We start from the raw sequence: 20,299 nt of genomic DNA, 5'->3' as shown, positions 1-20,299 counted from the left end.
GAAAAAGAAAGAAGGTAGAGATTAGAATGATGACAGGGGAACAGTACGTCGAAAGTATGCGGGAGAGAAAGCTTCAGGTGTATTTATTCGGGGAAAAGGTTGACAATCCGGTGGACCACCCGGTCCTGCGGCCCTCCCTGAATTCGGTGAAGGCGACCTATGACCTGGCGCAGGATCCGCAGTATGAGAGTCTGATGACGGCCACCTCTTCTCTGACTGGCAAGAAGATCAACCGGTTTTTACATATCCATCAGAATACAACGGATCTGATAAACAAGGTGAAAATGCAGCGGCTTCTCGGGCAGCAGACTGCGGCCTGCTTCCAGCGGTGTGTCGGCATGGATGCTTTTAACGCCGTGTTTAGCACGACTTATGAGATCGACGGGAAATACGGTACCTCCTACCACAAAAATTTTGTGGAGTATGCGAAATACTGCCAGGAACATGATTTTACAGTAGACGGCGCCATGACGGACCCCAAGGGGGACCGGGGGCTGGCGCCCCATGACCAGGAGGATCCGGACATGTATCTGCATGTGGTGGAAACCCGTCCGGACGGAATTGTGGTGCGGGGGGCCAAGGCCCATCAGACCGGCGCGGTCAATTCTCAGGAAATGATCGTGATGCCCACGATCTCCATGGGGCCGGAGGACAAAGCCTATGCGGTATCCTTTGCGGTGCCTACGGATGCGGAGGGTATCCTGATGATCATTGGCCGTCAGTCCTGTGATACCAGGAAGCTGGAAGAGTCGGAACTGGACGTGGGCAACAGCGAATACGGCGGCGTGGAAGCGCTGGTGGTCTTCAACGACGTATTTGTGCCCAATGAGAGGATCTTCCTGAACGGGGAAGTGGAGTTTGCAGGCATGCTGGTCGAGCGTTTTGCCGGTTACCACAGACAAAGCTACGGCGGCTGCAAGGTGGGTGTGGGCGATGTGCTGATCGGCGCGGCGGCGCTGGCGGCGGATTACAATGGCTGTGCGAAGGCTTCCCATATCAAAGATAAGCTGATTGAGATGACTCACCTGAACGAGACGCTTTACTGCTGCGGGATCGCCTGCTCGGCGGAAGGATCGCCCACTGCTTCCGGCAACTATATCATCGATCTTTTGCTGGCCAATGTGTGCAAACAGAACGTCACCCGGTTTCCCTATGAAATTGCCCGCCTGGCGGAGGACATCGCCGGCGGCATTATGGTGACGGCGCCCTCTGAAGCGGATTTCCGGGACCCTGTCGTAGGGCCTTATGTGGAGAAATATCTGAGAGGGGTTCAGGGAGTCTCTACGGAGAACCGCATCCGGGTGCTGCGGCTGATCGAGAACCTGTGTCTGGGCACGGCGGCAGTCGGCTACCGCACAGAATCCCTCCATGGAGCCGGCAGCCCACAGGCTCAGCGGATTATGATTGCCCGTCAGGGCAACCTGCCCAGGAAAAAAGAGTTGGCGAAAAAGATCGCGAAAATCAGCGAGTGACCGGGAGGGGGATACATATGGACTGGCAGAAGATCTATCAGGAAAGAACCATGAAGGCGGATGAGGCCATCCGCCTCATCCATTCCGGGGACCGGGTGGTGATCGGGCATGCGGTGGGCGTGCCTCTGGCCATCACGGATGTCCTGGTGGAACATAAAGAGGACTACCACGATGTGGAAATTGTCCAGATGGTTTCCATGGGTAATGCGAAATTTTGCGAGCCGGGGACAGAAGGCCACTTCCGGCTGAACAGTCTGTTTGTGGGCGCTCAGTCCCGCCCGGCTGTGAAAGAGGGACGGGGGGATTTCACTCCCTGCTGCTTCAGCGACGTGCCGGGCCTGTTTAAGACTTCCCTTCCGGTGGATGTGGCGGTGATCCAGGTTTCGCCGCCGGATAAAAAAGGCTATGTGAGCTGCGGCGTGTCTGTGGACTATACACTTCCGGCTGCGCGGTGCGCAAAGCGCGTCATCGCGCAGGTAAACCGCTGTATGCCGAGAACGCTGGGAGATACGGCACTGCACGTGTCGGAGGTGGACGCCTTTGTGGAGATCGACCATCCGGTGCTGGAACTGGGCCTTCCGCACATTGGAGAGACGGAGAAGGCCATCGGCGAAAACTGTGCAAAGCTCATAGAAGACGGAGATACGCTTCAGCTGGGCATCGGGGCGATCCCGGACGCGGTGCTTTTGTTTCTGAAGAATAAAAAAGACCTGGGGATCCATTCGGAGATGTTTTCCGATGGAGTGGTAGAGCTGATTGAAGCAGGAGTGGTGACGAATGCCCGCAAGACGCTGCATCCGGGGAAATCCGTGGTTTCCTTCCTGATGGGGACAAAGCGGCTGTATCATTATGTGGATGACAACCCGGCAGTAGCCATGTATCCGGTAGATTACGTGAATGATCCCTATGTCATCGGCCGGAACGACCATCTGGTCTCCGTCAACTCCTGTGTGCAGGCAGATCTGATGGGTCAGGTGGCATCCGAAAGCATAGGACTGACTCAGATCAGCGGAATCGGCGGACAGGTGGATTTTGTGCGTGGGGCGCATCTGAGCAAAGGCGGCCGCTCGATCATTGCCATCGCCTCCACGGCAGGCGGGGGGAAGGTATCAAAAATTGTGCCTTTTCTGGACATTGGGGCGGCAGTGACCACCTCCCGGACGGACGTGGATTATATCATCACAGAATATGGCATTGCAAAGCTGCGGGGGAAAACCCTGCGGGAACGCGCCCGCAGCCTGATTGAGATTGCCCATCCGGATTTCCGCCAGGAACTCACGGAAGAATTTGAAAGACGTTTTCATGGCAACTCGTTTGCCTGTTAACTTAGTGCCACGGTTCTGAAAAGGCCGTGGCATCCTCCTTTTTTCGGATGATCCGGTTTTCTGAATTAACGGAAAAAGGAGTGAGGAAATAAAATGAAATTAGAAGGGGGAAAACCTTGTGGAAAATGTCCAGAGAGAGGTCGAAGAAATACTGGAACAGTATGTCCGGCCAGGGCTGAGGCAGCATGGGGGAGACATCCGGCTGCTGGAAGTGAAAAACGGCGCCGCCTATATAAAATTTACCGGGCATTGCAGCGGCTGCCCGTCGGCAAAATATACGATGGAAGGCCTGGTAAAGGAAGAACTCATGAAGCATACAGATCTCATACAGGAGGTGAAGCTGCAGGAAGAAGTCAGCCCTGAACTTTATGATATGGCGAAAGCCATTCTCAGAGGAAAAAATAAATGATCCTTAACGTAGTACAATTAAATGAGGAGGAACTGAATAAATGATCGGTTTGGGATGTGATCACGGCGGTTATGAATTAATGCAGGAAGTGAAAAAGCATTTGGACAAGAAAGAGATTCCCTACCGGGATTTCGGATGTTACAGCATGGGTTCAGTAGATTATCCGGATTATGCGCGTCAGGTAGGACGTGCGGTGCAGGAGGGAAGCTGTGAAAAAGGCATTCTGATCTGCGGGACGGGAATCGGCATTTCTATCACCGCCAATAAAATGCCCGGAATCCGCGCAGCACTGTGCAGTGACTGTTTTTCCGCAAAAGCGGCACGGCTGCATAACGATGCGAATGTATTGGCCATGGGTGGACGCGTGGTAGGAGCCGGCCTGGCGCTGAAGATAGTGGACACCTTCCTCGATACCCCTTTTTCAGAGGAGGAACGTCATAAGAGAAGAATTTATAGAATTGAGCATCCGGAAATATGATACAAGACAAAAGCAGGCAATTGCCTCAAAAATCAAAAAATAAGGAGAACGGCATGAAGAAGAATGTGATTGTCGGTCAGTCTGGCGGCCCTACGGCAGTGATTAACTGCAGCCTGTACGGCGTGGTGACCGGCGGATATGCAGATCCACAGGTGGGCAGCGTTTACGGGATGATTAACGGGATCGAAGGCTTCCTGAAAGGTAAATTCATAGATTTTCAGAAGATGCAAAATGACGGAAGCCTGGAAAGGCTCACCACGACGCCAGGCGCTTTTTTGGGTTCCTGCCGCTATAAACTGCCGGAAGACCTGGGCGATGCAGTTTATCCTGAGATCCTGAAGAAATTAGAAGCTTTAAATATCGGCTGCTTCTGTTATATCGGCGGAAATGATTCCATGGATACAGTGAGCAAGCTTTCCCGTTACGCCGCGGCTGCAGGCAGCGGAATCCGGTTCATAGGAGTTCCCAAGACTATCGACAACGACCTGGTCCTGACGGACCATACCCCCGGATATGGGAGCGCAGCCCGCTATGTGGCTGAGGTGGTGCGGGAGATTGTGTATGACGCGGCTGTTTACGACAGCAAATCCGTGACGATTGTGGAGATCATGGGGCGGGACGCGGGATGGCTGACTGCCGCCGGGGCGCTGGCCCGGGAAGAAGACCGCAGGAACCCGGGGCTTATTTATCTGCCGGAGGTTCATTTTGATACGGAGCTGTTCCTGGAACAGGTAAAGAAAGGCATGGAAGAACAGAACAACCTGGTCGTCTGTGTATCCGAGGGCATACAGGATGCTGACGGTAAGCTGATCTGCGAGTATGATTCTGAGACGGGCGTTGATTCCTTCGGCCATAAGATGCTGGCCGGCTGCGGAAAATATCTGGAAAAGCTGGTGAAGAACCGATTGCATGTAAAGGTGCGGTCAGTGGAGCTGAATGTCTGCCAGCGCTGTTCTGCGGCCATGATGTCCGGGACGGACTGCCGGGAAGCCGTTCAGGCGGGCAGATTCGCCGTAGAATCGGCAGTGGCCGGAGAGACGGGGAAAATGGCGGCTTATCGGAGAAAGAAAGGCGCATATGGCATAGAATTTGTCCTGGAGGATGTAAATCTGATCTGTAACCGGGTCAAAAAGGTCCCGCTGGAATGGATTACAGCCGGCGGAAGCGACCTGTCGGCAGATTTTATGAACTATGCCCGCCCGCTGGTACAGGGCTCCGTGACGGTCCCGTCCGGGCCGGATGGCCTGCCCGCGTTTGTGAAAAGGTAACTGATTATCTGTATTAAAAAGGAGGAGAAAAATGGCATTAGTAACGACTACAGAAATGTTCAGGAAAGCTTATGAGGGTGGATATGCGGTCGGCGCGTTCAACGTGAACAATATGGAGAGCGTACAGGGAATCACCGAGGCGGCCGGCGAGCTGAAGTCTCCGCTGATCCTGCAGGTATCCGCAGGGGCCAGGAAATATGCCGGACATATCTATCTGTTGAAGCTGGTGGAGGCCGCTCTGGTTGAGAATGACATACCCATAGCCCTGCATTTGGATCACGGCGCAGATTTTGCAATCTGTAAATCCTGTATAGACGGCGGTTTTACTTCCGTTATGATCGATGGTTCCCGATTCTCATTGGAAGAGAATATAGAAGTTACCCGCAGGGTGGTGGAATACGCCCATTCCAAAGGGACCGTTGTGGAAGGGGAGCTGGGGCGTCTGGCCGGCGTGGAGGATGATGTGAAGGTAAATTCAGAGGACTCTTCCTATACCCATCCGGACGAGGTAGAAGAATTCGTCGCCCGTACCGGCGTTGATTCTCTGGCCATCGCAATCGGCACCAGCCATGGGGCCTTTAAGTTCCGGCCGGGACAGAAGCCGCAGCTGCGTTTTGATATCCTGGAGGAAGTATCCAGGAGGCTGCCAGGCTTTCCGATCGTGCTTCACGGCGCATCCTCCGTGTCTCAGGAATACGTAAAAATCATTCAGGAAAATGGCGGACAGCTGAAGGATGCCATTGGAATTCCGGAAGACATGCTGCGGAAGGCGGCGCGGTCCGCGGTCTGCAAGATAAACATTGATTCTGACCTGAGGCTGGCGATGACAGCCGGAGTAAGGGCTGCTCTTTTTGCAGCGCCTTCTGCCTTTGATCCCCGTGAATATCTGAAAGCGGGGCGGGCAGATGTGAAGACGCTGGTTAAGCATAAAATAACAGAAGTTCTGGGCAGCGCAGGAATGGCCTGACTGATCTGGCTACTTATGTAATTTCTCCATAATTATTCGGGTATTGTCTTGACATTCCTGACCGCAGCATAATATAATTACCCAATAACTGAAATAATTATTGTTACATTTGGGAAGAGAAGGCTGTCCCCAAATGTTTGAAGGAGGAATTATTATGGAACTGGAGCAATTGAGAGCTGATATGGTAGCAGCCATGAAGGCGAAAGACAAACCGAGGAAAGAGGCTGTTTCATCTCTGATTTCTGCGGTTAAAAAGGCAGCGATAGACGAAGGGTGCCGGGATGAGGTTCATCCGGACCTGGTAGACCGGGTGATATTGAAGGAATTGAAGACCGTAAAAGAGCAGATCGACACCTGTCCGGATACCAGAGCGGATTTGAAAGCGGAATACCAGTTCCGTTATGACGTGATCGCTTCTTATGCGCCCAGGCAAATGAGCGAAGAAGAGGTCGAAAGCTATATCCGCGAAAAATTTGCCGATGTGGTGGCTACAAAAAACAAAGGCATGATCATGAAAACTGTCATGGCTGACATGAAAGGAAAGACGGACGGAAAGGTCATCAGTCAGGTGGTAGCCGGGCTCTGTAAATAAGATGAATGTACTGACAGCGGAAAATATAACTAAAGCATACAGTGAGAGAGTGCTCCTGGACCGGGCTTCCTTCAGCCTCCAGCAGGGGGAAAAAGTTGGTGTGATCGGCGTCAACGGGATGGGGAAGTCAACGCTGCTGCGGATTATTGCGGGGGCCGAGGAACCGGATGAGGGCAGCGTGGTCACGGGTAATTCCGTGAAGATCGGTTACCTGCCGCAGACGCCGTCCTTTGCTGAGGGAGAGACTGTGCTTTCTGCCGCGCTCAGGGATGTGATTGAAACCCCAGAGGATTTTGAAAAGGAAAGCGAGGCCAAGTCACTGCTTGGCAGGCTGGATTTTGCGGACTTTGATCAGCCGGTGGAAGAGCTGTCTGGCGGACAGAGGAAACGGGTGGCACTGGTCCACGTGCTGCTGCAGCCAGTGGATATTCTTGTGCTGGACGAGCCGACCAACCACCTGGACAGCTCCATGTCCGGATGGCTGGAGGAATACCTGATCCGGTTCCGGGGAACACTTGTGATGGTAACCCACGACCGCTATTTTCTCGACAGGGTATCCACTCGGATCGTAGAGGTAGATAGAGGATGCGTGTACAGCTATCCCGGAAGCTACAGTAAATATATCCAGCTTAAGGAAGAGCGTCTGGATATGGAGCAGGCCAGCGAGCGGAAGCGCCGGAGCATATTGCGCACGGAGCTTCAGTGGCTGGCCAGGGGGGCCAGGGCACGTTCCACTAAGCAAAAGGCCCATATCCAGAGAATTGAGGATATGCAGAATGTGACGGCGTCCCAGCAGCAGGGAAAGGTAGAGATGTCTTCTCTGGCCTCAAGGATGGGCAGGAAGACCATGGAGGCCAGAGAAGTCTGTAAAGCCTATGGCGGAAGAACGATCATTGACCATTATAACTATCTGTTCCTGAAAGGTGACAGGATCGGGATCATCGGACCCAACGGCTGCGGCAAAAGTACGCTGCTGAAGATACTAACCGGCTGTCTGGAACCGGATTCCGGGACGGTGGAAACCGGGCCGACGATCAGGACCGGATATTTCTCTCAGGAAAATGAATACATGGATGAGTCGCTGAAAGCCATTGAGTATATCCGCGAGGTGGCGGAATATATCACCACAGAGGATGGGAAAATAACAGCGTCAGCGCTGATGGAACGCTTTCTTTTTGACGGTACCCAGCAGTGGACTAGGATTGAAAAGCTTTCAGGCGGAGAAAAACGCCGCCTGTATCTGCTCCATATCCTGATGGGCGCGCCCAACATCCTGATACTGGACGAACCCACCAACGACCTGGATATCCAGACCCTGACCATACTGGAGGATTATCTGGACACCTTTCAGGGAATTGTGATCGTCGTTTCTCATGACCGTTATTTTCTGGACCGGACAGTGCACCGGATCTTCGCGTTTGAAGAAGATGGAAAAATCAGACAATATGAAGGCGGTTATTCCGATTATCTGGAAGCCAGCAGACTCCGGCAGGCAAAGGAGCAGGAGATAGCAGGCGCGGGGGATAAGCGGGCAGGAAATAAGGGCGGAGAGATAACCGGAAAGACCGGGAAGCGGGAGCGGACAAAACGGCCCCGCGAGGTGAAGTTGAAATTTTCCTATAAAGAACAGCGTGAATTTGATGGAATAGATGAAGAAATCGAGCGTCTGGAGCAGAAAATTGCCGTGCTGGATCAGAAGATGGCGGAGGCGGCCACCCAATATGCGAAGCTGAATGAATTGATGCAGGAGAAGGATGAGGCGGAGAAACAGCTGGAACTTAAAATGGACCGGTGGATGTATCTGAATGATCTGGCTGAACGGATCGCCGCCCAGGAAAAATCATAAGGATGAACACTTGGAACAGGCATAGAAGAGGAATCATGTTTATCATCATGGCGGCATTCTTTTTTGCGCTGATGAGTTTTTTTATCCGGCTTTCCGGTGATTTGCCTACGATGCAGAAGAGCTTTTTCAGAAATGCGGTAGCTTCTGTAGCCGCCGCGGCGATGCTGGGCAGGAGTAAAGAAAAGTTCAGGGTCCGGAAGGGCAGCCTTCCCTGGCTGCTGATCCGCTCCGCGGCAGGGACTGTGGGGCTTATCGCCAATTATTATGCCATCGATCATATGAATATCTCGGATGCGAACATGCTCAACAAACTGTCGCCTTTTTTTGCCATTATTGCTTCGATATTTGTGCTGAAGGAAAAAGTCAGCAAAACTGAATGGGTTGCGGTATTCATAGCTTTTGGTTCCTGTGCCTGATTACAGCGGGGGTAGCGGCTATGGGAGGGCAGCTTTCAATCACAGCAGCGTATACTGCTGCGCCGGCGAAGGAAATATCGGTATTTGATTATTCACAGATTCTGTTCGCGGCTCTGCTGGGGATATTCTTCCTGGGGCAGTATCCGGATCTGCTGAGCCTGCTGGGCTATGCAGTGATCATCTGGGCTGCGGTCTGGAAATGGAAATACGGGCGCAGGCATCCAGAAGGTTAAAATGAGAAAAGCTAAATAATGTATGACAAAATGGAGAAGCGTCAGTTCCGGCAAATGCCGGCTCTGGCGCTTCCCTATTTCAGACTTATTTTACAGCCCTTTTTACGACTTTGTATGGACGCCGGGAGCAGCCATCTGTGGAGGATAAATACCCTTATGTACTTTAAAGTACGTGTTCAGACGGAAAGGGTGAGCGGCACGCATGGGATTAGAGAGGAGATAAAGAGATTTGACCGGGCGTGCTATGGATTTGTTAGAATGTTTGGATGGTTATAGATTGTTTTAAATAATCGAGAGGATATGGTTAAAAATCAACAAAAAAAGGAAGAAATTATACATGGATAACTGAAAATATAGCTGGTAATATACAGATAGATCCACGATGATAACGGAAAATTCAATGAAAAACGGAGGGAAAACATGAGGAGGGATTTATTCAGCCTGAAGCATAAGGTTGCAGTTGTGACCGGAGGCTATCAGGGAATCGGCAAGGTGGTCGCTGGGTATCTGGCCGATGCGGGGGCGGATATTGTAATTTTCGATCTGAAGGATGCTTCAGAGACCGCAGAAGGAATCAGGAGGGAATATGGAGTGTCGGCGGCCGCCTATATCTGCGACGTGACAGATCCGGAGGATGTGAAGAATAAGCTGGAAGCCGCGGCGGAAAAGATGGGAACCCTGGATCTCCTATTTAACAACGCCGGAATTTGTCTCCATAAGGAGGCGCTGGACTGTACGCCGGAGGACTGGCGGAAGGTAGTCAATGTAAATCTGAACGGAATTTTCTTCATGGCCCAGGCGTTCGGGAGGTTCCTGACTTCGCACAAGAAAACGGGGAATATCGTTAATACGGCTTCTATGTCGGGAACAATTGTAAATATTCCCCAGGGGCAGGCATCTTATAATTCCTCAAAGGCAGGCGTTGCCCATCTGACGAAATCTCTGGCGGTGGAATGGGCTTCCAGGGGAATACGGGTGAACTCTATTAGTCCCGGATATATCCGGACTGAGATGACCGGAACAGTCAGACAGGACTGGCAGGATTACTGGGTCAGCACAATCCCGTTCGGGAGAATGGGGACGCCGGATGAACTGGCTGGTGCGGTGATTTACCTGCTGTCAGATGCGTCCACTTACACTTCAGGGCTGGATATGGTGATAGATGGCTGCTTTACAGTGGTTTAAGGGAATATGGTATCACGTTCCGCCGGGACATGGGCTGTGGAATAATCCGGAGTCTATCACCCGGATTTTAGATTAAATGTGTTGGAAAAAAGTGTTGGCAGTTGAATTTAAAAGTTGGGAGGGAAAACAATGAAAAGAAGACTTGCAGTAACAGTGTTGTGTGGAATGCTGGCGGTTTCCGCCCTGGCCGGATGCGGCGAGGCTGAAACGGCGGGAGGGTCGTCTTCAGGAGGAGAGAGTAAAAAGCAGGAAAAGGTAACTCTGTCGCTGATGGCGACTCCGGAGTGGGTGACAGATGCTGAAATGGAGCTGGCCCAGCAGTTTGAAGAGGAGACGGGCATTAAGATTGATTTCCAGATTGTGCCGGGCGACCAGTATTATAACGTGCTGATGACGAAGCTGAACGGAGGGGAGGGCCCTGATATATTCGGCGGCCAGTCAGGCTCCTACGACCTGGTGTCTCAATACAATATAGAAGAAAACGCAATAGATCTCACAGATGCCCCCTGGGTGGAGTATTATAACGAATTTGAACGGGAACAAACTTCTGTGAACGGAAAGATATACGGCGTTACATATTTTGATACGACGACAGATTTTTATATGGTCTACAACAAAAAGCTTTTTGAAGAAAATGGCCTGGAGATCCCAGAAAGCTTTGCTGAATTTGAGCAGGTATGCCAGAAGCTGCTGGACGCGGGAGTGATTCCGGTCTATGAGCCGGTTGCCGACGGCTGGCACCACGTGATGTGGTTCTGCGAAATCGGCGGAAAATATGAAGACTTGAGGCCTGGCCTCATTGACCAGTTAAACAATAATGAGATCACCTTTGCCGAAGTGCCTGAGTTCCAGGAGGTATTTGACCAGATGAATGATATGGCCCAGAAGGGCTACTTTGGAGACAACTATCTGTCGGACGAATATGCCAACCTTCCGATGAACCTGGGAAGCGGTGAATTTGCCATGACCATGGCGAAGCCGGGAACGATCGCTGAGATAGCCGCGGCGTCTGACGGTAAGTATACGGAAGAGGATTTCGGCATGTTTCTGATTCCCACACTGGATAATGACGTTCTGAACGTACACCCCTGCGGGCCTACCAGGTTTATCTATTCAGGAGGCGGGCATATTGGGGAAGCGAAGCAGTATCTGGAATATATCACCACGAAAGAATGCGTGCAGTATGTCATTGATCATGACGCGAAGATAGAAAATCTGCCCTTTGATCTGGGACAGCAGCCAGATTACAGCCAGTATACGGAAGACTTTCTGGATTCATTTGAAAAGCAGGGCGCGGTATTCCAGGATGTGATTAAATATCTGAATCCCCAGTGGAATGAGATCGGACAGGATGTGGTATCCATGTTCATTGGTGAGATGACTTCTGAAGATGTGGTAAAGGCGATTGATGCGAGACGGGCTACACAGGCGGAGGCGGCCGGAGATGAAGCCTGGAAATAAATAACACACAGGGAGAGGGTGCCGAAGGAATATCAGAGAATCTGATGCTCCTGCGGCATCTTTTTATGGCCACTGAAATGTCAGAAGAGGGCGCTGTCTTTCCGCGCCCGCCGTCAGTCCTGTTCCCTGCCGCCCTCGCGGTTCTGTTTGCGGTAGGAGGTGGGATTTTGACCTGTATATTTGCGGAAGATTTTGCTGAAATGGAACTGATCGGGATATCCTACGGACATACCCACCTGGCTGATGGTTAGAGTGGTATCCAGAAGCAGACGTTTAGCTTCATGAATCCGTATGTCTGTGAGATATTTCAGCGGCGTTTCACCCTTGAAGCGGTTAAAAAGCTTTGTCAGATAGGCGGAAGTAAAACCTATTTCAGAGGCGAGCTGTCCCAGATCAATTTCGTCCATATAGTGTTCGCGCATATACAGGACTGCGTAGTCTATAATTTCTTCCGCCCCGCGCTTTGCCAGTCCGGCGTCTTCATAGAGTTCATAATACTTCTGTAGCTGAACCCGTACACGTCCCAGCGCATCGGAGAGGGTTTCCGGTGTGACCGGCTTGAGCAGGTAGTCGAAGACGCCCTGTTTCAGGGCTTCCCGGGCATAGCTGAAGTCGGCGTAGCCGGTGAGGACAATTGTAAAGATGCTGGGATATTGTTCATGTATCAGCTTTGAAAGTGCCAGGCCGTCCATGACGGGCATGCGGATATCGGTTATGACCAGATGAACGTTTTTATTTTTCAGAACCTGCAGGGCCTTCCGGCCGTCGGCGGCCTGAAAAGCCACGCGGAAGCCGGCGTCCAGCGCGTTGATGTTGCGTATGAGAGACTGAAGCAGGAGAGCCTCGTCCTCCACCAGCAGGATATTGTAATGCTGCAGTTTAGTCATTTCTGCTTCCTCCTATTGTGATAGTCGCTCCGCCTTCCGGGAGCGTGCCGAAGTCAAAGTAAAAAGAATTCCCATAAATAAGATAGAATCTTATGAAAATATTCAGGATCCCCATGCCGTCCAGCTTTAAGCTGGGCAGGATACCGTTTCTGCGGATTTCTTCCATCTGGCGGCGGAGTGTAGAACTGACGGCGTCGTCAAATCCGGGTCCGTTATCCCTCACCTCTACATACCAGGAAGTCTCAGTGAGGGAGCCGCGGATGAGAATGTTCCAGGGAGGGGTGGCGCTGGCCGTGAACTTGATAGCATTTTCCACCAACAGCTGGATACAGAGCTTGGGGATCGGCAGTTCCAGCATGTCGTCCTCCACGTCGAATGTGTAGTTCAGGGCGCCGCCAAACCTGAGCTTCATGCAGCTCAGATAAAGGTCGCAGTGTTCCAGCTCTTCCTCCAGTGTGGAAAGCTGTTCCCGGTTGGAGGATATGTACCGCAGGATGGAAGTGATGTTCAGGCACATCTGTGTGACTGGTCCGGTCATGCCCTCCTCTGCCATGGCGGCGATGGTGGACAGGGAATTATAGAGGAAATGCGGATTCATCTGCGACTGCAGAGCCAGCATCTGGGCTTGTACTTCCTGTTCTTTGAGCAGCATCATGGAATCAGTTGCGGATTTCTGAAAACGCATGGCTTCATTGAGCGAGTTTCGCAGCTTATCGATTTCTATTATGCCCGTATCTGCCATGCGGATCTCCTGAAACTGGTTTTCAGAATCTATATGCGACAAAAAATGATAGATGGTCTTCAAGGGGTTGCTCAGCTTTCTGGAGAGAAGCGAGGAACAGAACAGGCAGAGCAGAAACAGCAGAAAAAATACAAAAACCGTCCAGATCAGGGAGCGGTACACCGGAGCCAGGAATTCGGACTGGACGACGGCGGTTACCACCGTGAAATCACTGTAGGTCATTTCTGAATAACAGGCATACTCTTGTTGGCGGGAGTTGGGATTATAGAAGTTTGTAAGGCCGGAATCCTTCCTGTCATAGTAAGAGTACAGCCCGCTGCTGTCTTCAGACAGCGGAAAAAGCAGATTCCCTCCGGCATCGTACACCGCTACGGTGAGGTGATAATTGCTGGAAGGGTGAAAGGCCTGATCGAACAGGACGTCATAGTATTTTTTTGCCTCTACAAAGCCCACAGGGTTCCGATAGTCGTCGTAATACATGCGGTAAAGAGAGAGATAATAACGGTCTCGGGAGGTGCCTGTGCGCACAGACAGCTGCTCATCCGTGGCAGCCGGGGGAATATACCGGTATCCGTGAGCCGCTACCGCCTGGCCGTACCAGGGCTGGCCGGAAGCTTCCACGTCCAGGTTGCCGGTGTAATTCCCATAGCCGTATCCTCCGCCTTTTATGCTGTACAGGTTGATCTGGCGGATGGATGAATCAATTCCCTTGGCCGCCGCCAGTGCGTCCGACAGTAATTCCCGGTATTGGGAACGTTCATAGGACTGTTCTGACGGTGTGGAGAGGTAAGAAGCGAAGGCATCTTTTATGGTAGAGGAATAGATTGTGTTCAGGCATATGGTGTCCATCTGCCTGAGCTGCAGGTCGATGTCTTCGCCTATGGCCGTGCAGGTCCGCTGGATATCCCGTATGGCATTGGAGCGGAGGTAAGTATACTGGACGATGGAAAAAATAATGGTTGCCAGGATCAGAAGAATTGTTGTAATCAGCAGAAAATAAGAAGAAAGTATTTTCTGCATGCTGACCGGTCTGCGTTTCATGAGGCCCCCCTATCATCGTAGTATTTTGGAAATTAGTATAACATATTATCTGAAAAAAAGGAGAAATAGTTAAAAAAATACATAAACTTGCCAAAAGAGAACATGGAAGCAGTCAAATCCTTTGTGTAAAATGAATAAAAAGTAAAGGAGGGGATTGTGTGAAAAAGGCAAAATTGTATCCGTGGTATTTTGCTATCGGAGCGCTGGTGATTTATACGGCACTCTGTGTGGTTCCGGGGATTATCGGTATCGGCTATTCTTTTACAGACTGGTCGTCCTATTCGAAAGAGGTTCATTTTGTAGGAATGAAAAATTTCCAGAAGATCTTCAGCGCCGATACGGATTATCTGAGATTTATCACGAACACGCTGCTGTTCACAGTGGTCACAACGGTGGCGAAGACAGGCTTGGGGCTTCTGTTCGCTGTCATACTGAGCAGGAACATCAAGCTGAAGAATTTTCACAGGGGTGTGATGTACCTGCCCTCTGTGCTGTCGGTACTGGTGGTCGGCATGGTGTTTAGCTGTATCTTGAATCCAAAGGTTGGATTTCTGAATGAATTTTTAAGGGGAATCGGGCTGGGAGGGCTGACGCAGCAGTGGCTGACCAATCCGCGCATTGCATTTTTTTCTGTGATGATGGTAGATATCTGGAGAGGGACAGGCTACATTATGACGATGCTGATCGTGGGCATCCTGGCAATACCCAGGGGCTATTATGAGGCGGCGTCCATCGACGGGGCAAGCGGCTGGCAGAAATTCCGCTTTATTACGCTGCCTATGCTGAAGCAGACTCTGGCCGTGGCAATCGTGCTGAATGTCCTATATGGCCTGAAGGTGTTCGATATGGTATATGCCATGACAAACGGAGGGCCCGGGCACACCACAGAGGTTATGTACACCGCTGTATTCAAGCTGTTCTCCCAGGGATTGTACGCGGAGGGCACCACGATGAGTTCCATCATGTTTGTTTTCATGGTAATTGTCGGATTCTTCCTGATCCGCGTGCTGACGAAAGATGAGGTGCAGGAATGATGAACAGTAAAAGAAAAAAGACGGCAAAAAATGTGGTAAAAAACGGGATGGCCTGGATCGTATCCCTGGTGATGCTTGTGCCGGTCCTCCTGATTCTTGTGAATGCCTTTAAGCCGGCGGAAGAAGCCATACGGATGAATCTTACACTGCCGAAAGAATGGACTCTGACGAATTTTATAACCGTTATTCAAAAGGGAAAGCTGGGGCAGAGCTTTCTGAACAGCTTCCTGTACGCCGGCAGCGCCACAGTAATCACCGTGTGTTTGGGAGCCATGGCCGCCTATGTTTTTTCCAGAAGGCGGACCAGGAGAAACAGCGCTGTGTATATGTATATGGTGCTGGGAATAGTGATTCCCATCAATTATGTGGCTTTGATGAAGGTGATGCAGGCGATCCGCCTGAATAACTCGGCCCTGGGAATTATCCTGTTGTATGTGGCGATGCAGCTGCCGTTTACCATTTTTCTGATCTATGGCTTTGTGTCGAAGGTTCCAACGGAGCTGGACGAAGCGGCGGTCATCGATGGATGCGGGCCTTTCCGCCTGTTTTTCAGCATTATACTGCCGATGCTGAAGCCCAGCATTATAACGGCAGGCGTTCTTTGCTTTCTGAATACCTGGAATGAATTTATCATGCCGCTATATTTTTTGAATTCTTCAGAAAAATGGCCTGTCACGCTGGCCATATACAATTTCTTCGGCCAGTATGAGACGAACTGGAATCTGATCTGTGCGGATGTGCTGCTGACCTGTCTGCCGGTAATCGTCATGTATCTGGTCTGTCAGAAATACATCGTGGGCGGTCAGACGGCCGGGGCGGTGAAAGGATAAATGCTTATGAATAAAGGAGGAAATGTCACATGGAGGTAAAGAGCTATACAGCCGGCCAGGACTGCCGGAAGGTGGACATTGAAACAAACAGGGGCAGGCTTGCGGTATTCGGCATCGCGGAAAATATCATGCGCTGTGTTTATACCCGCCGGGAAGAGATTCTGCCCGTGTCCCCACTGGGTATTGAATGTGCTGGCGGGCAGGAGCTGTCTGTCCGGGAAAAGAAAGGGAGCTTTTACGTGTCATCCGGACGTCTGCAGGTGAGAATCTGCAGAGAAACGGGCAGCTTCACCTGGGAAGATCCTGAGACAGGTAAGATTTTCTTCCGGGAGGGGGAAAAGGAGCTGACGGAAAAACCTCTGCTGGTCTATACCACAGGAGGAGAAGAGGCAGTGATAGAGCGTTACCAGTCCGTCGACGGGGAACGGAGCATTGTAGCGAACCTGAAACCAGAAACCGACCACATGGTTTACAGCGGCAGGCTGAATTTTCAGTGGGCCTCAGGGGAACAGATCCACGGACTGGGGCAGGGAGAGGAAGGTATCTACGATTACAGAGGGAAGGTACAGTATCTCTATCAGCACAATATGAGAATACCGGTCCCGTTTCTGGTCTCGGATCAAAAATATGGGGTGCTCACGGACTGCGGCAGCCTGATGACCTTTAACGATGACGAGCGTGGCTCATACCTGTATCTGGATGCTGTGGAGCAGATGGATTACTATGTGATTGCCGGAAAGGATACGGATGAAATCATCAGGGGATTCCGGAAGCTGACAGGAAAGGCAGTCATGCTGCCCAAATGGTCTTTTGGCTATGTGCAGTCAAAAGAGGCATATCACAGCCAGAAGGAGCTGGTGGCTGCGGCTGCCGAATACCGGAGAAGAAAGGTGGGGCTGGACTGCATCGTGCAGGACTGGAAGACCTGGAAAGAGGATGAATGGGGCAACAAGCGGGTGGACCGGAGCCGGTATCCGGACCTGGGAGAAATGCGCCGGGAGCTTCACGGGATGCATGTTCACTCTATGGTATCCGTCTGGCCGAATATGAATGAGGGTACGGATGACTATGAGGAAATGAAAGAGCATGGTTTCTTGCTGAACGATTACTCTACCTATGACGCGTTTAGTGCGGAGGCGAGGGAGTTATACTGGAAGCAGGCGGAACGGGAGCTGTTTTCCGGCGGCTTTGACGCCTGGTGGTGTGATTCGTCGGAGCCGTTTACAGGGTCCGACTGGTCGGGAGAATACCAGAGGGAGCCCTGGGAGCGGTATGAGTTGGTGGGGAATGAGCACCGGAAATACTGCAGAGCAGACCGTGCCAACCTGTATCCAGTTTATCATGCGCGGGGAATGTATGAAAATCAGAGAAAAGCGGCTCCGGACCAGAGAGTTCTGAACCTCACGAGATCCGGCTATCCGTCCAGCCAGAAATACGGGACGATGCTGTGGTCGGGCGATACCAGCGCCACCTGGCAGGTGTTCCGCAGGCAGGTTACGGAGGGGCTGAATATGTGCATCAGCGGAATGCCGTACTGGACGCTGGATATTGGGGGATTTTTCACGGTCCATGAAAAGTGGTGGAAGAGAGGCTGCGGCCGTGAGGCGGATTCTTCTCCCAACTGGTTTTGGCGGGGAGACTACGAAGAAGGTACGGCGGACGCGGGATACCGGGAGCTGTATGTGCGGTGGTTCGAGTATGGGGCATTTCTGCCCATGTTCCGCTCTCACGGAACAGATACGCCGCGGGAAATCTGGAATTTTGGGGAGACGGGTGATCCATTTTACGACGCACTCGTTATGACAATAGAAACCAGATACCGCCTGATGCCCTATATCTATTCTCTGGCAGGCAATGTGTGGCTGGAGGATGGCACGATGCTGAGAAGTCTGCTCTTTGATTTTCCGGAGGACAGGAAAGCGGCGGCTATGGACAGTGAATTTATGTTCGGCAGCAGCCTGCTGGTCTGCCCGGTTACAGAGCCGATGTATTACGGACGGAACAGTGAGGAGCTGAAACGGCCAAAGCGCTGGAGCTGTTATCTGCCGGAAGGGGCAGGGTGGTATGATTTTTACACCGGGGAGCAGTATGAAGGGGGCAGGACTGTTGATGTTCCGGTAGATCTGAGCCATATACCGGTCTTTGTGAAAGCGGGTTCCGTGCTGCCCATGGAACAGCGCCTGGAGTATGCCCAGGAGGAGGTTTCCACACCTCTGGAGCTCAGGGTTTACCCTGGGGCGGATGGAAGCTTCGTTTATTATGAGGACGGGGGCGACGGCTATGAATATGAAGGGGGAAAGTACAACCGAATTGTGATGGAGTGGCAGGATACTGCCGGCAAACTCACGATCGGAGGAGCAGAGCACAAGTTCCCACAGGGAATCCTGGGAAGGAAATGCGTGGTGACGGCAGGCCGCGAGAGAAAAGAATTTCTGTATGAGGGCCGGCCGGTCACCTTAGAGTTCAAGGCAGGAGGGATCGGAGATGAAATACAAGGATAACTGGGAGGAAACCAGAAGAAAATTCACCGGATACTGGGAGCATCAAAATACAGGAAGACCACTGATGTGTGTCATCGCCCGTAAGCCGGAGATCGAGGCGCTGTCTGAACGGCATCCGGAATCCGTGAATGACTATTCGGAGGTCATGTGCCAGGGCAGGTATTATAACCTGCCGGAGGAGCTGAAGTGGAAGGACATGGAGGACAAGTACCAGAATGCAGAACGAATGGTAGCCCGTTACCGCCATTTCTGCGAAAATCACTTGTTTCTGGCAGAAAGCTTTCCTAATCTGAATGTGGATTTCGGCCCAGGCTCTCTGGCAGCTTATCTGGGTTCGGATATCGGTTTCCGGAATGATACAGTCTGGTTTCAATCATGCATCGGAGACTGGGAAGGTGTGCCGGAGTTCCGTTTTAATCCGGAAAATTCCTGGTTCCAGAAGCATATCCGTCTGGTAAAACGGTGCAGAGAGCTGGCGGGTGATGATTTCTATGTGGATATGCCGGATCTGATGGAGAACGTGGACGTGCTGGCTTCTCTTCGGGGGGCGATGAATCTGCTGTATGACATGGCGGAGGAACCGGAACTGGTGAAAGAACGTGTGGATCAGGTTACAGCTGTTTACTATGAGTATTATAACCGGTTTTATGAGCTGATCCAAGATGGTTTTGGAGGGAATGCCTATACGGTCTTCCAAATCTGGGGGCCGGGAAAGACGGTGAAGCTGCAGTGTGACCTTTCGGCAATGATGTCGCCGGCAGGGTTCCGGGAGCTGGTGCTGGAATCTCTGAAGGAACAGGCTGGGAAAGCAGATCATGTGCTGTACCATCTGGACGGTCCGGATGCGGTTAAACATCTGGATGCCCTTCTGGAGGTGGAGGGGATTGATGCGGTTCAGTGGGTCAGCGGCGACACAGGTCCGGACGGGACGCTGGAGAAATGGGACGAGATCTATGATAAAGTGATAGCCGCGGGAAAATCCCTCTGGATCAAGGTGTATTCCGGGGAACCGGAGGACTGGATCAGGAACTGTGAGCGTCTGGTTTGGAAATATGGGTCAGACCGGCTGTTTTTCCATTTCCCGGAAATGTCTTACGAGGAAGCAGTGCGGCTGACCGGCTATGCGGAGGAGCACTGGAGCGATATCCGGGGCACGTTCCGGAGCAAATAGAAAAGCTAAAACCGTGACCCGGGAAGTTACTGCACAGCAAATGAATTGCTGTTCCCCGCCCGGTCAGGGGCATGAGTTACGGGATACTTTGGAGTATACCCACAGAGCACGCATTACATGGTGCCCTGTGGGTGCTTTTTCATATTAGAGAATATGCTCCCGTTTTGAGATTGCCTTCCCGTGGGAGCATTGGGTGGCCAGCCGGAGGACAGGCGCGATTGCAGGGTGCCGGAATAAAGATGTATAAAATTGGATACAGTAGAAACAGGAACTGTACAGATGCCCGGGACGCTCTGGACTCTGATTTCTGTGCGTTGCGGAGCGTGGTTTCCGGATATGGAGTAAACGGTAACAAGTTTATGTTTTTTTCAGAATACATTGATTCAGGGGCGTGGACATCCTGTAGAATCAGTGTTATAATTAACACGTATGTGTATAAGT

Annotated in this window: 18 protein-coding genes; 16 read left to right on the top strand and 2 right to left on the bottom strand. The window is 51.7% G+C overall.

Annotated elements, in window-relative coordinates; all coding sequences use genetic code 11:
- Positions 1-26 precede the first annotated feature (26 nt).
- The 12 genes from H9Q79_RS06945 to H9Q79_RS06895 all read left to right on the top strand — a co-directional run bounded on the left by H9Q79_RS06945 (position 27) and on the right by H9Q79_RS06895 (position 11,652).
- Positions 27-1,472, top strand: coding sequence for a 4-hydroxyphenylacetate 3-hydroxylase family protein (locus H9Q79_RS06945; RefSeq protein ID WP_330596955.1), 1,446 nt, complete (start codon positions 27-29; stop codon positions 1,470-1,472).
- Positions 1,473-1,489: 17 nt separating this feature from the next.
- A complete protein-coding gene (locus H9Q79_RS06940) occupies positions 1,490-2,797 on the top strand; it encodes an acetyl-CoA hydrolase/transferase family protein (protein WP_249329513.1) in 1,308 nt (435 codons plus the stop codon).
- 118 nt (positions 2,798-2,915) lie between these two features.
- Positions 2,916-3,206, top strand: a complete 291-nt coding sequence (locus H9Q79_RS06935; RefSeq protein ID WP_118646499.1) for a NifU family protein — start codon at positions 2,916-2,918, stop codon at positions 3,204-3,206.
- 40 nt (positions 3,207-3,246) lie between these two features.
- Positions 3,247-3,684 (top strand): ribose 5-phosphate isomerase B, encoded by a 438-nt coding sequence (gene rpiB, locus H9Q79_RS06930; protein ID WP_118646501.1) that lies wholly within the window; start codon positions 3,247-3,249, stop codon positions 3,682-3,684.
- Positions 3,685-3,737: 53 nt separating this feature from the next.
- Positions 3,738-4,952: a 6-phosphofructokinase gene (locus H9Q79_RS06925; RefSeq protein ID WP_249329512.1), complete on the top strand. Its 1,215-nt coding sequence runs from the start codon at positions 3,738-3,740 to the stop codon at positions 4,950-4,952.
- Positions 4,953-4,983: 31 nt separating this feature from the next.
- Entirely contained in the window at positions 4,984-5,919 is a 936-nt protein-coding gene (gene fba, locus H9Q79_RS06920) for a class II fructose-1,6-bisphosphate aldolase (protein WP_118646503.1), read from the top strand.
- 154 nt (positions 5,920-6,073) lie between these two features.
- Positions 6,074-6,511: a GatB/YqeY domain-containing protein gene (locus tag H9Q79_RS06915; protein ID WP_118646505.1), complete on the top strand. Its 438-nt coding sequence runs from the start codon at positions 6,074-6,076 to the stop codon at positions 6,509-6,511.
- A 1-nt stretch (position 6,512) separates the two neighbouring features.
- Positions 6,513-8,357, top strand: a complete 1,845-nt coding sequence (locus H9Q79_RS06910) for an ABC-F family ATP-binding cassette domain-containing protein (protein WP_249329511.1) — start codon at positions 6,513-6,515, stop codon at positions 8,355-8,357.
- A gap of 2 nt (positions 8,358-8,359) precedes the next feature.
- Complete coding sequence (locus H9Q79_RS18350; protein ID WP_330596952.1) at positions 8,360-8,773, top strand: DMT family transporter; 414 nt, start codon at positions 8,360-8,362, stop codon at positions 8,771-8,773.
- A gap of 20 nt (positions 8,774-8,793) precedes the next feature.
- Positions 8,794-9,006 (top strand): DMT family transporter, encoded by a 213-nt coding sequence (locus tag H9Q79_RS18345; RefSeq protein ID WP_330596951.1) that lies wholly within the window; start codon positions 8,794-8,796, stop codon positions 9,004-9,006.
- Between the two features lie 420 nt (positions 9,007-9,426).
- Positions 9,427-10,191: an SDR family oxidoreductase gene (locus H9Q79_RS06900; protein WP_118646509.1), complete on the top strand. Its 765-nt coding sequence runs from the start codon at positions 9,427-9,429 to the stop codon at positions 10,189-10,191.
- 129 nt (positions 10,192-10,320) lie between these two features.
- On the top strand, positions 10,321-11,652 hold the full coding sequence (locus H9Q79_RS06895; protein WP_249329509.1) for an ABC transporter substrate-binding protein: 1,332 nt from the start codon (positions 10,321-10,323) through the stop codon (positions 11,650-11,652).
- A gap of 113 nt (positions 11,653-11,765) precedes the next feature.
- Here H9Q79_RS06895 and H9Q79_RS06890 read toward each other — a convergent pair whose 3' ends face one another.
- On the bottom strand, positions 11,766-12,539 hold the full coding sequence (locus H9Q79_RS06890) for a response regulator transcription factor (protein ID WP_118646511.1): 774 nt from the start codon (positions 12,537-12,539) through the stop codon (positions 11,766-11,768).
- The gene (locus H9Q79_RS06885; protein ID WP_118646513.1) at positions 12,532-14,322 is read right to left on the bottom strand and encodes a sensor histidine kinase; all 1,791 of its coding nucleotides are present in this window, start codon (positions 14,320-14,322) and stop codon (positions 12,532-12,534) included. The genes H9Q79_RS06890 and H9Q79_RS06885 overlap by 8 nt, the downstream gene beginning before the upstream one ends.
- Positions 14,323-14,480: 158 nt before the next feature.
- On the opposite strand from H9Q79_RS06885, the gene H9Q79_RS06880 reads away from it, so the two are divergent.
- From H9Q79_RS06880 to H9Q79_RS06865, 4 genes are read left to right on the top strand one after another with little or no spacing between them, the layout of a single operon-like run.
- On the top strand, positions 14,481-15,356 hold the full coding sequence (locus tag H9Q79_RS06880; RefSeq protein WP_249329508.1) for a carbohydrate ABC transporter permease: 876 nt from the start codon (positions 14,481-14,483) through the stop codon (positions 15,354-15,356).
- A complete protein-coding gene (locus H9Q79_RS06875) occupies positions 15,353-16,186 on the top strand; it encodes a carbohydrate ABC transporter permease (protein WP_330596950.1) in 834 nt (277 codons plus the stop codon). Before H9Q79_RS06880 ends, H9Q79_RS06875 begins: the two co-directional genes overlap by 4 nt.
- 29 nt (positions 16,187-16,215) lie before the next feature.
- Complete coding sequence (locus H9Q79_RS06870) at positions 16,216-18,687, top strand: glycoside hydrolase family 31 protein (RefSeq protein WP_249329507.1); 2,472 nt, start codon at positions 16,216-16,218, stop codon at positions 18,685-18,687.
- Complete coding sequence (locus H9Q79_RS06865; protein WP_118646515.1) at positions 18,671-19,858, top strand: uroporphyrinogen decarboxylase/cobalamine-independent methonine synthase family protein; 1,188 nt, start codon at positions 18,671-18,673, stop codon at positions 19,856-19,858. Before H9Q79_RS06870 ends, H9Q79_RS06865 begins: the two co-directional genes overlap by 17 nt.
- The last annotated feature ends 441 nt before the right edge of the window (positions 19,859-20,299 follow it).

The sequence above is a fragment of the Wansuia hejianensis genome (assembly GCF_014337215.1).
Classification (GTDB): domain Bacteria; phylum Bacillota; class Clostridia; order Lachnospirales; family Lachnospiraceae; genus Scatomonas; species Scatomonas hejianensis.
Note: the sequence above shows the minus strand (reverse complement) of the source record. Positions and strands in the feature narration are given on the sequence as shown.

Excerpts from the sequence above, each read along its gene's own strand:
- H9Q79_RS06945 (WP_330596955.1), top strand. The coding sequence starts at position 27 with ATGATGACAGGGGAACAGTACGTCGAAAGTATGCGGGAGAGAAAGCTT.
- H9Q79_RS06940 (WP_249329513.1), top strand. The coding sequence starts at position 1,490 with ATGGACTGGCAGAAGATCTATCAGGAAAGAACCATGAAGGCGGATGAG.
- rpiB (WP_118646501.1), top strand. The coding sequence starts at position 3,247 with ATGATCGGTTTGGGATGTGATCACGGCGGTTATGAATTAATGCAGGAA.
- H9Q79_RS06925 (WP_249329512.1), top strand. The coding sequence starts at position 3,738 with ATGAAGAAGAATGTGATTGTCGGTCAGTCTGGCGGCCCTACGGCAGTG.
- fba (WP_118646503.1), top strand. The coding sequence starts at position 4,984 with ATGGCATTAGTAACGACTACAGAAATGTTCAGGAAAGCTTATGAGGGT.
- H9Q79_RS06915 (WP_118646505.1), top strand. The coding sequence starts at position 6,074 with ATGGAACTGGAGCAATTGAGAGCTGATATGGTAGCAGCCATGAAGGCG.
- H9Q79_RS06910 (WP_249329511.1), top strand. The coding sequence starts at position 6,513 with ATGAATGTACTGACAGCGGAAAATATAACTAAAGCATACAGTGAGAGA.
- H9Q79_RS18350 (WP_330596952.1), top strand. The coding sequence starts at position 8,360 with ATGAACACTTGGAACAGGCATAGAAGAGGAATCATGTTTATCATCATG.
- H9Q79_RS18345 (WP_330596951.1), top strand. The coding sequence starts at position 8,794 with ATGGGAGGGCAGCTTTCAATCACAGCAGCGTATACTGCTGCGCCGGCG.
- H9Q79_RS06900 (WP_118646509.1), top strand. The coding sequence starts at position 9,427 with ATGAGGAGGGATTTATTCAGCCTGAAGCATAAGGTTGCAGTTGTGACC.
- H9Q79_RS06895 (WP_249329509.1), top strand. The coding sequence starts at position 10,321 with ATGAAAAGAAGACTTGCAGTAACAGTGTTGTGTGGAATGCTGGCGGTT.
- H9Q79_RS06890 (WP_118646511.1), bottom strand. The coding sequence starts at position 12,539 with ATGACTAAACTGCAGCATTACAATATCCTGCTGGTGGAGGACGAGGCT.
- H9Q79_RS06885 (WP_118646513.1), bottom strand. The coding sequence starts at position 14,322 with ATGAAACGCAGACCGGTCAGCATGCAGAAAATACTTTCTTCTTATTTT.
- H9Q79_RS06875 (WP_330596950.1), top strand. The coding sequence starts at position 15,353 with ATGATGAACAGTAAAAGAAAAAAGACGGCAAAAAATGTGGTAAAAAAC.
- H9Q79_RS06870 (WP_249329507.1), top strand. The coding sequence starts at position 16,216 with ATGGAGGTAAAGAGCTATACAGCCGGCCAGGACTGCCGGAAGGTGGAC.
- H9Q79_RS06865 (WP_118646515.1), top strand. The coding sequence starts at position 18,671 with ATGAAATACAAGGATAACTGGGAGGAAACCAGAAGAAAATTCACCGGA.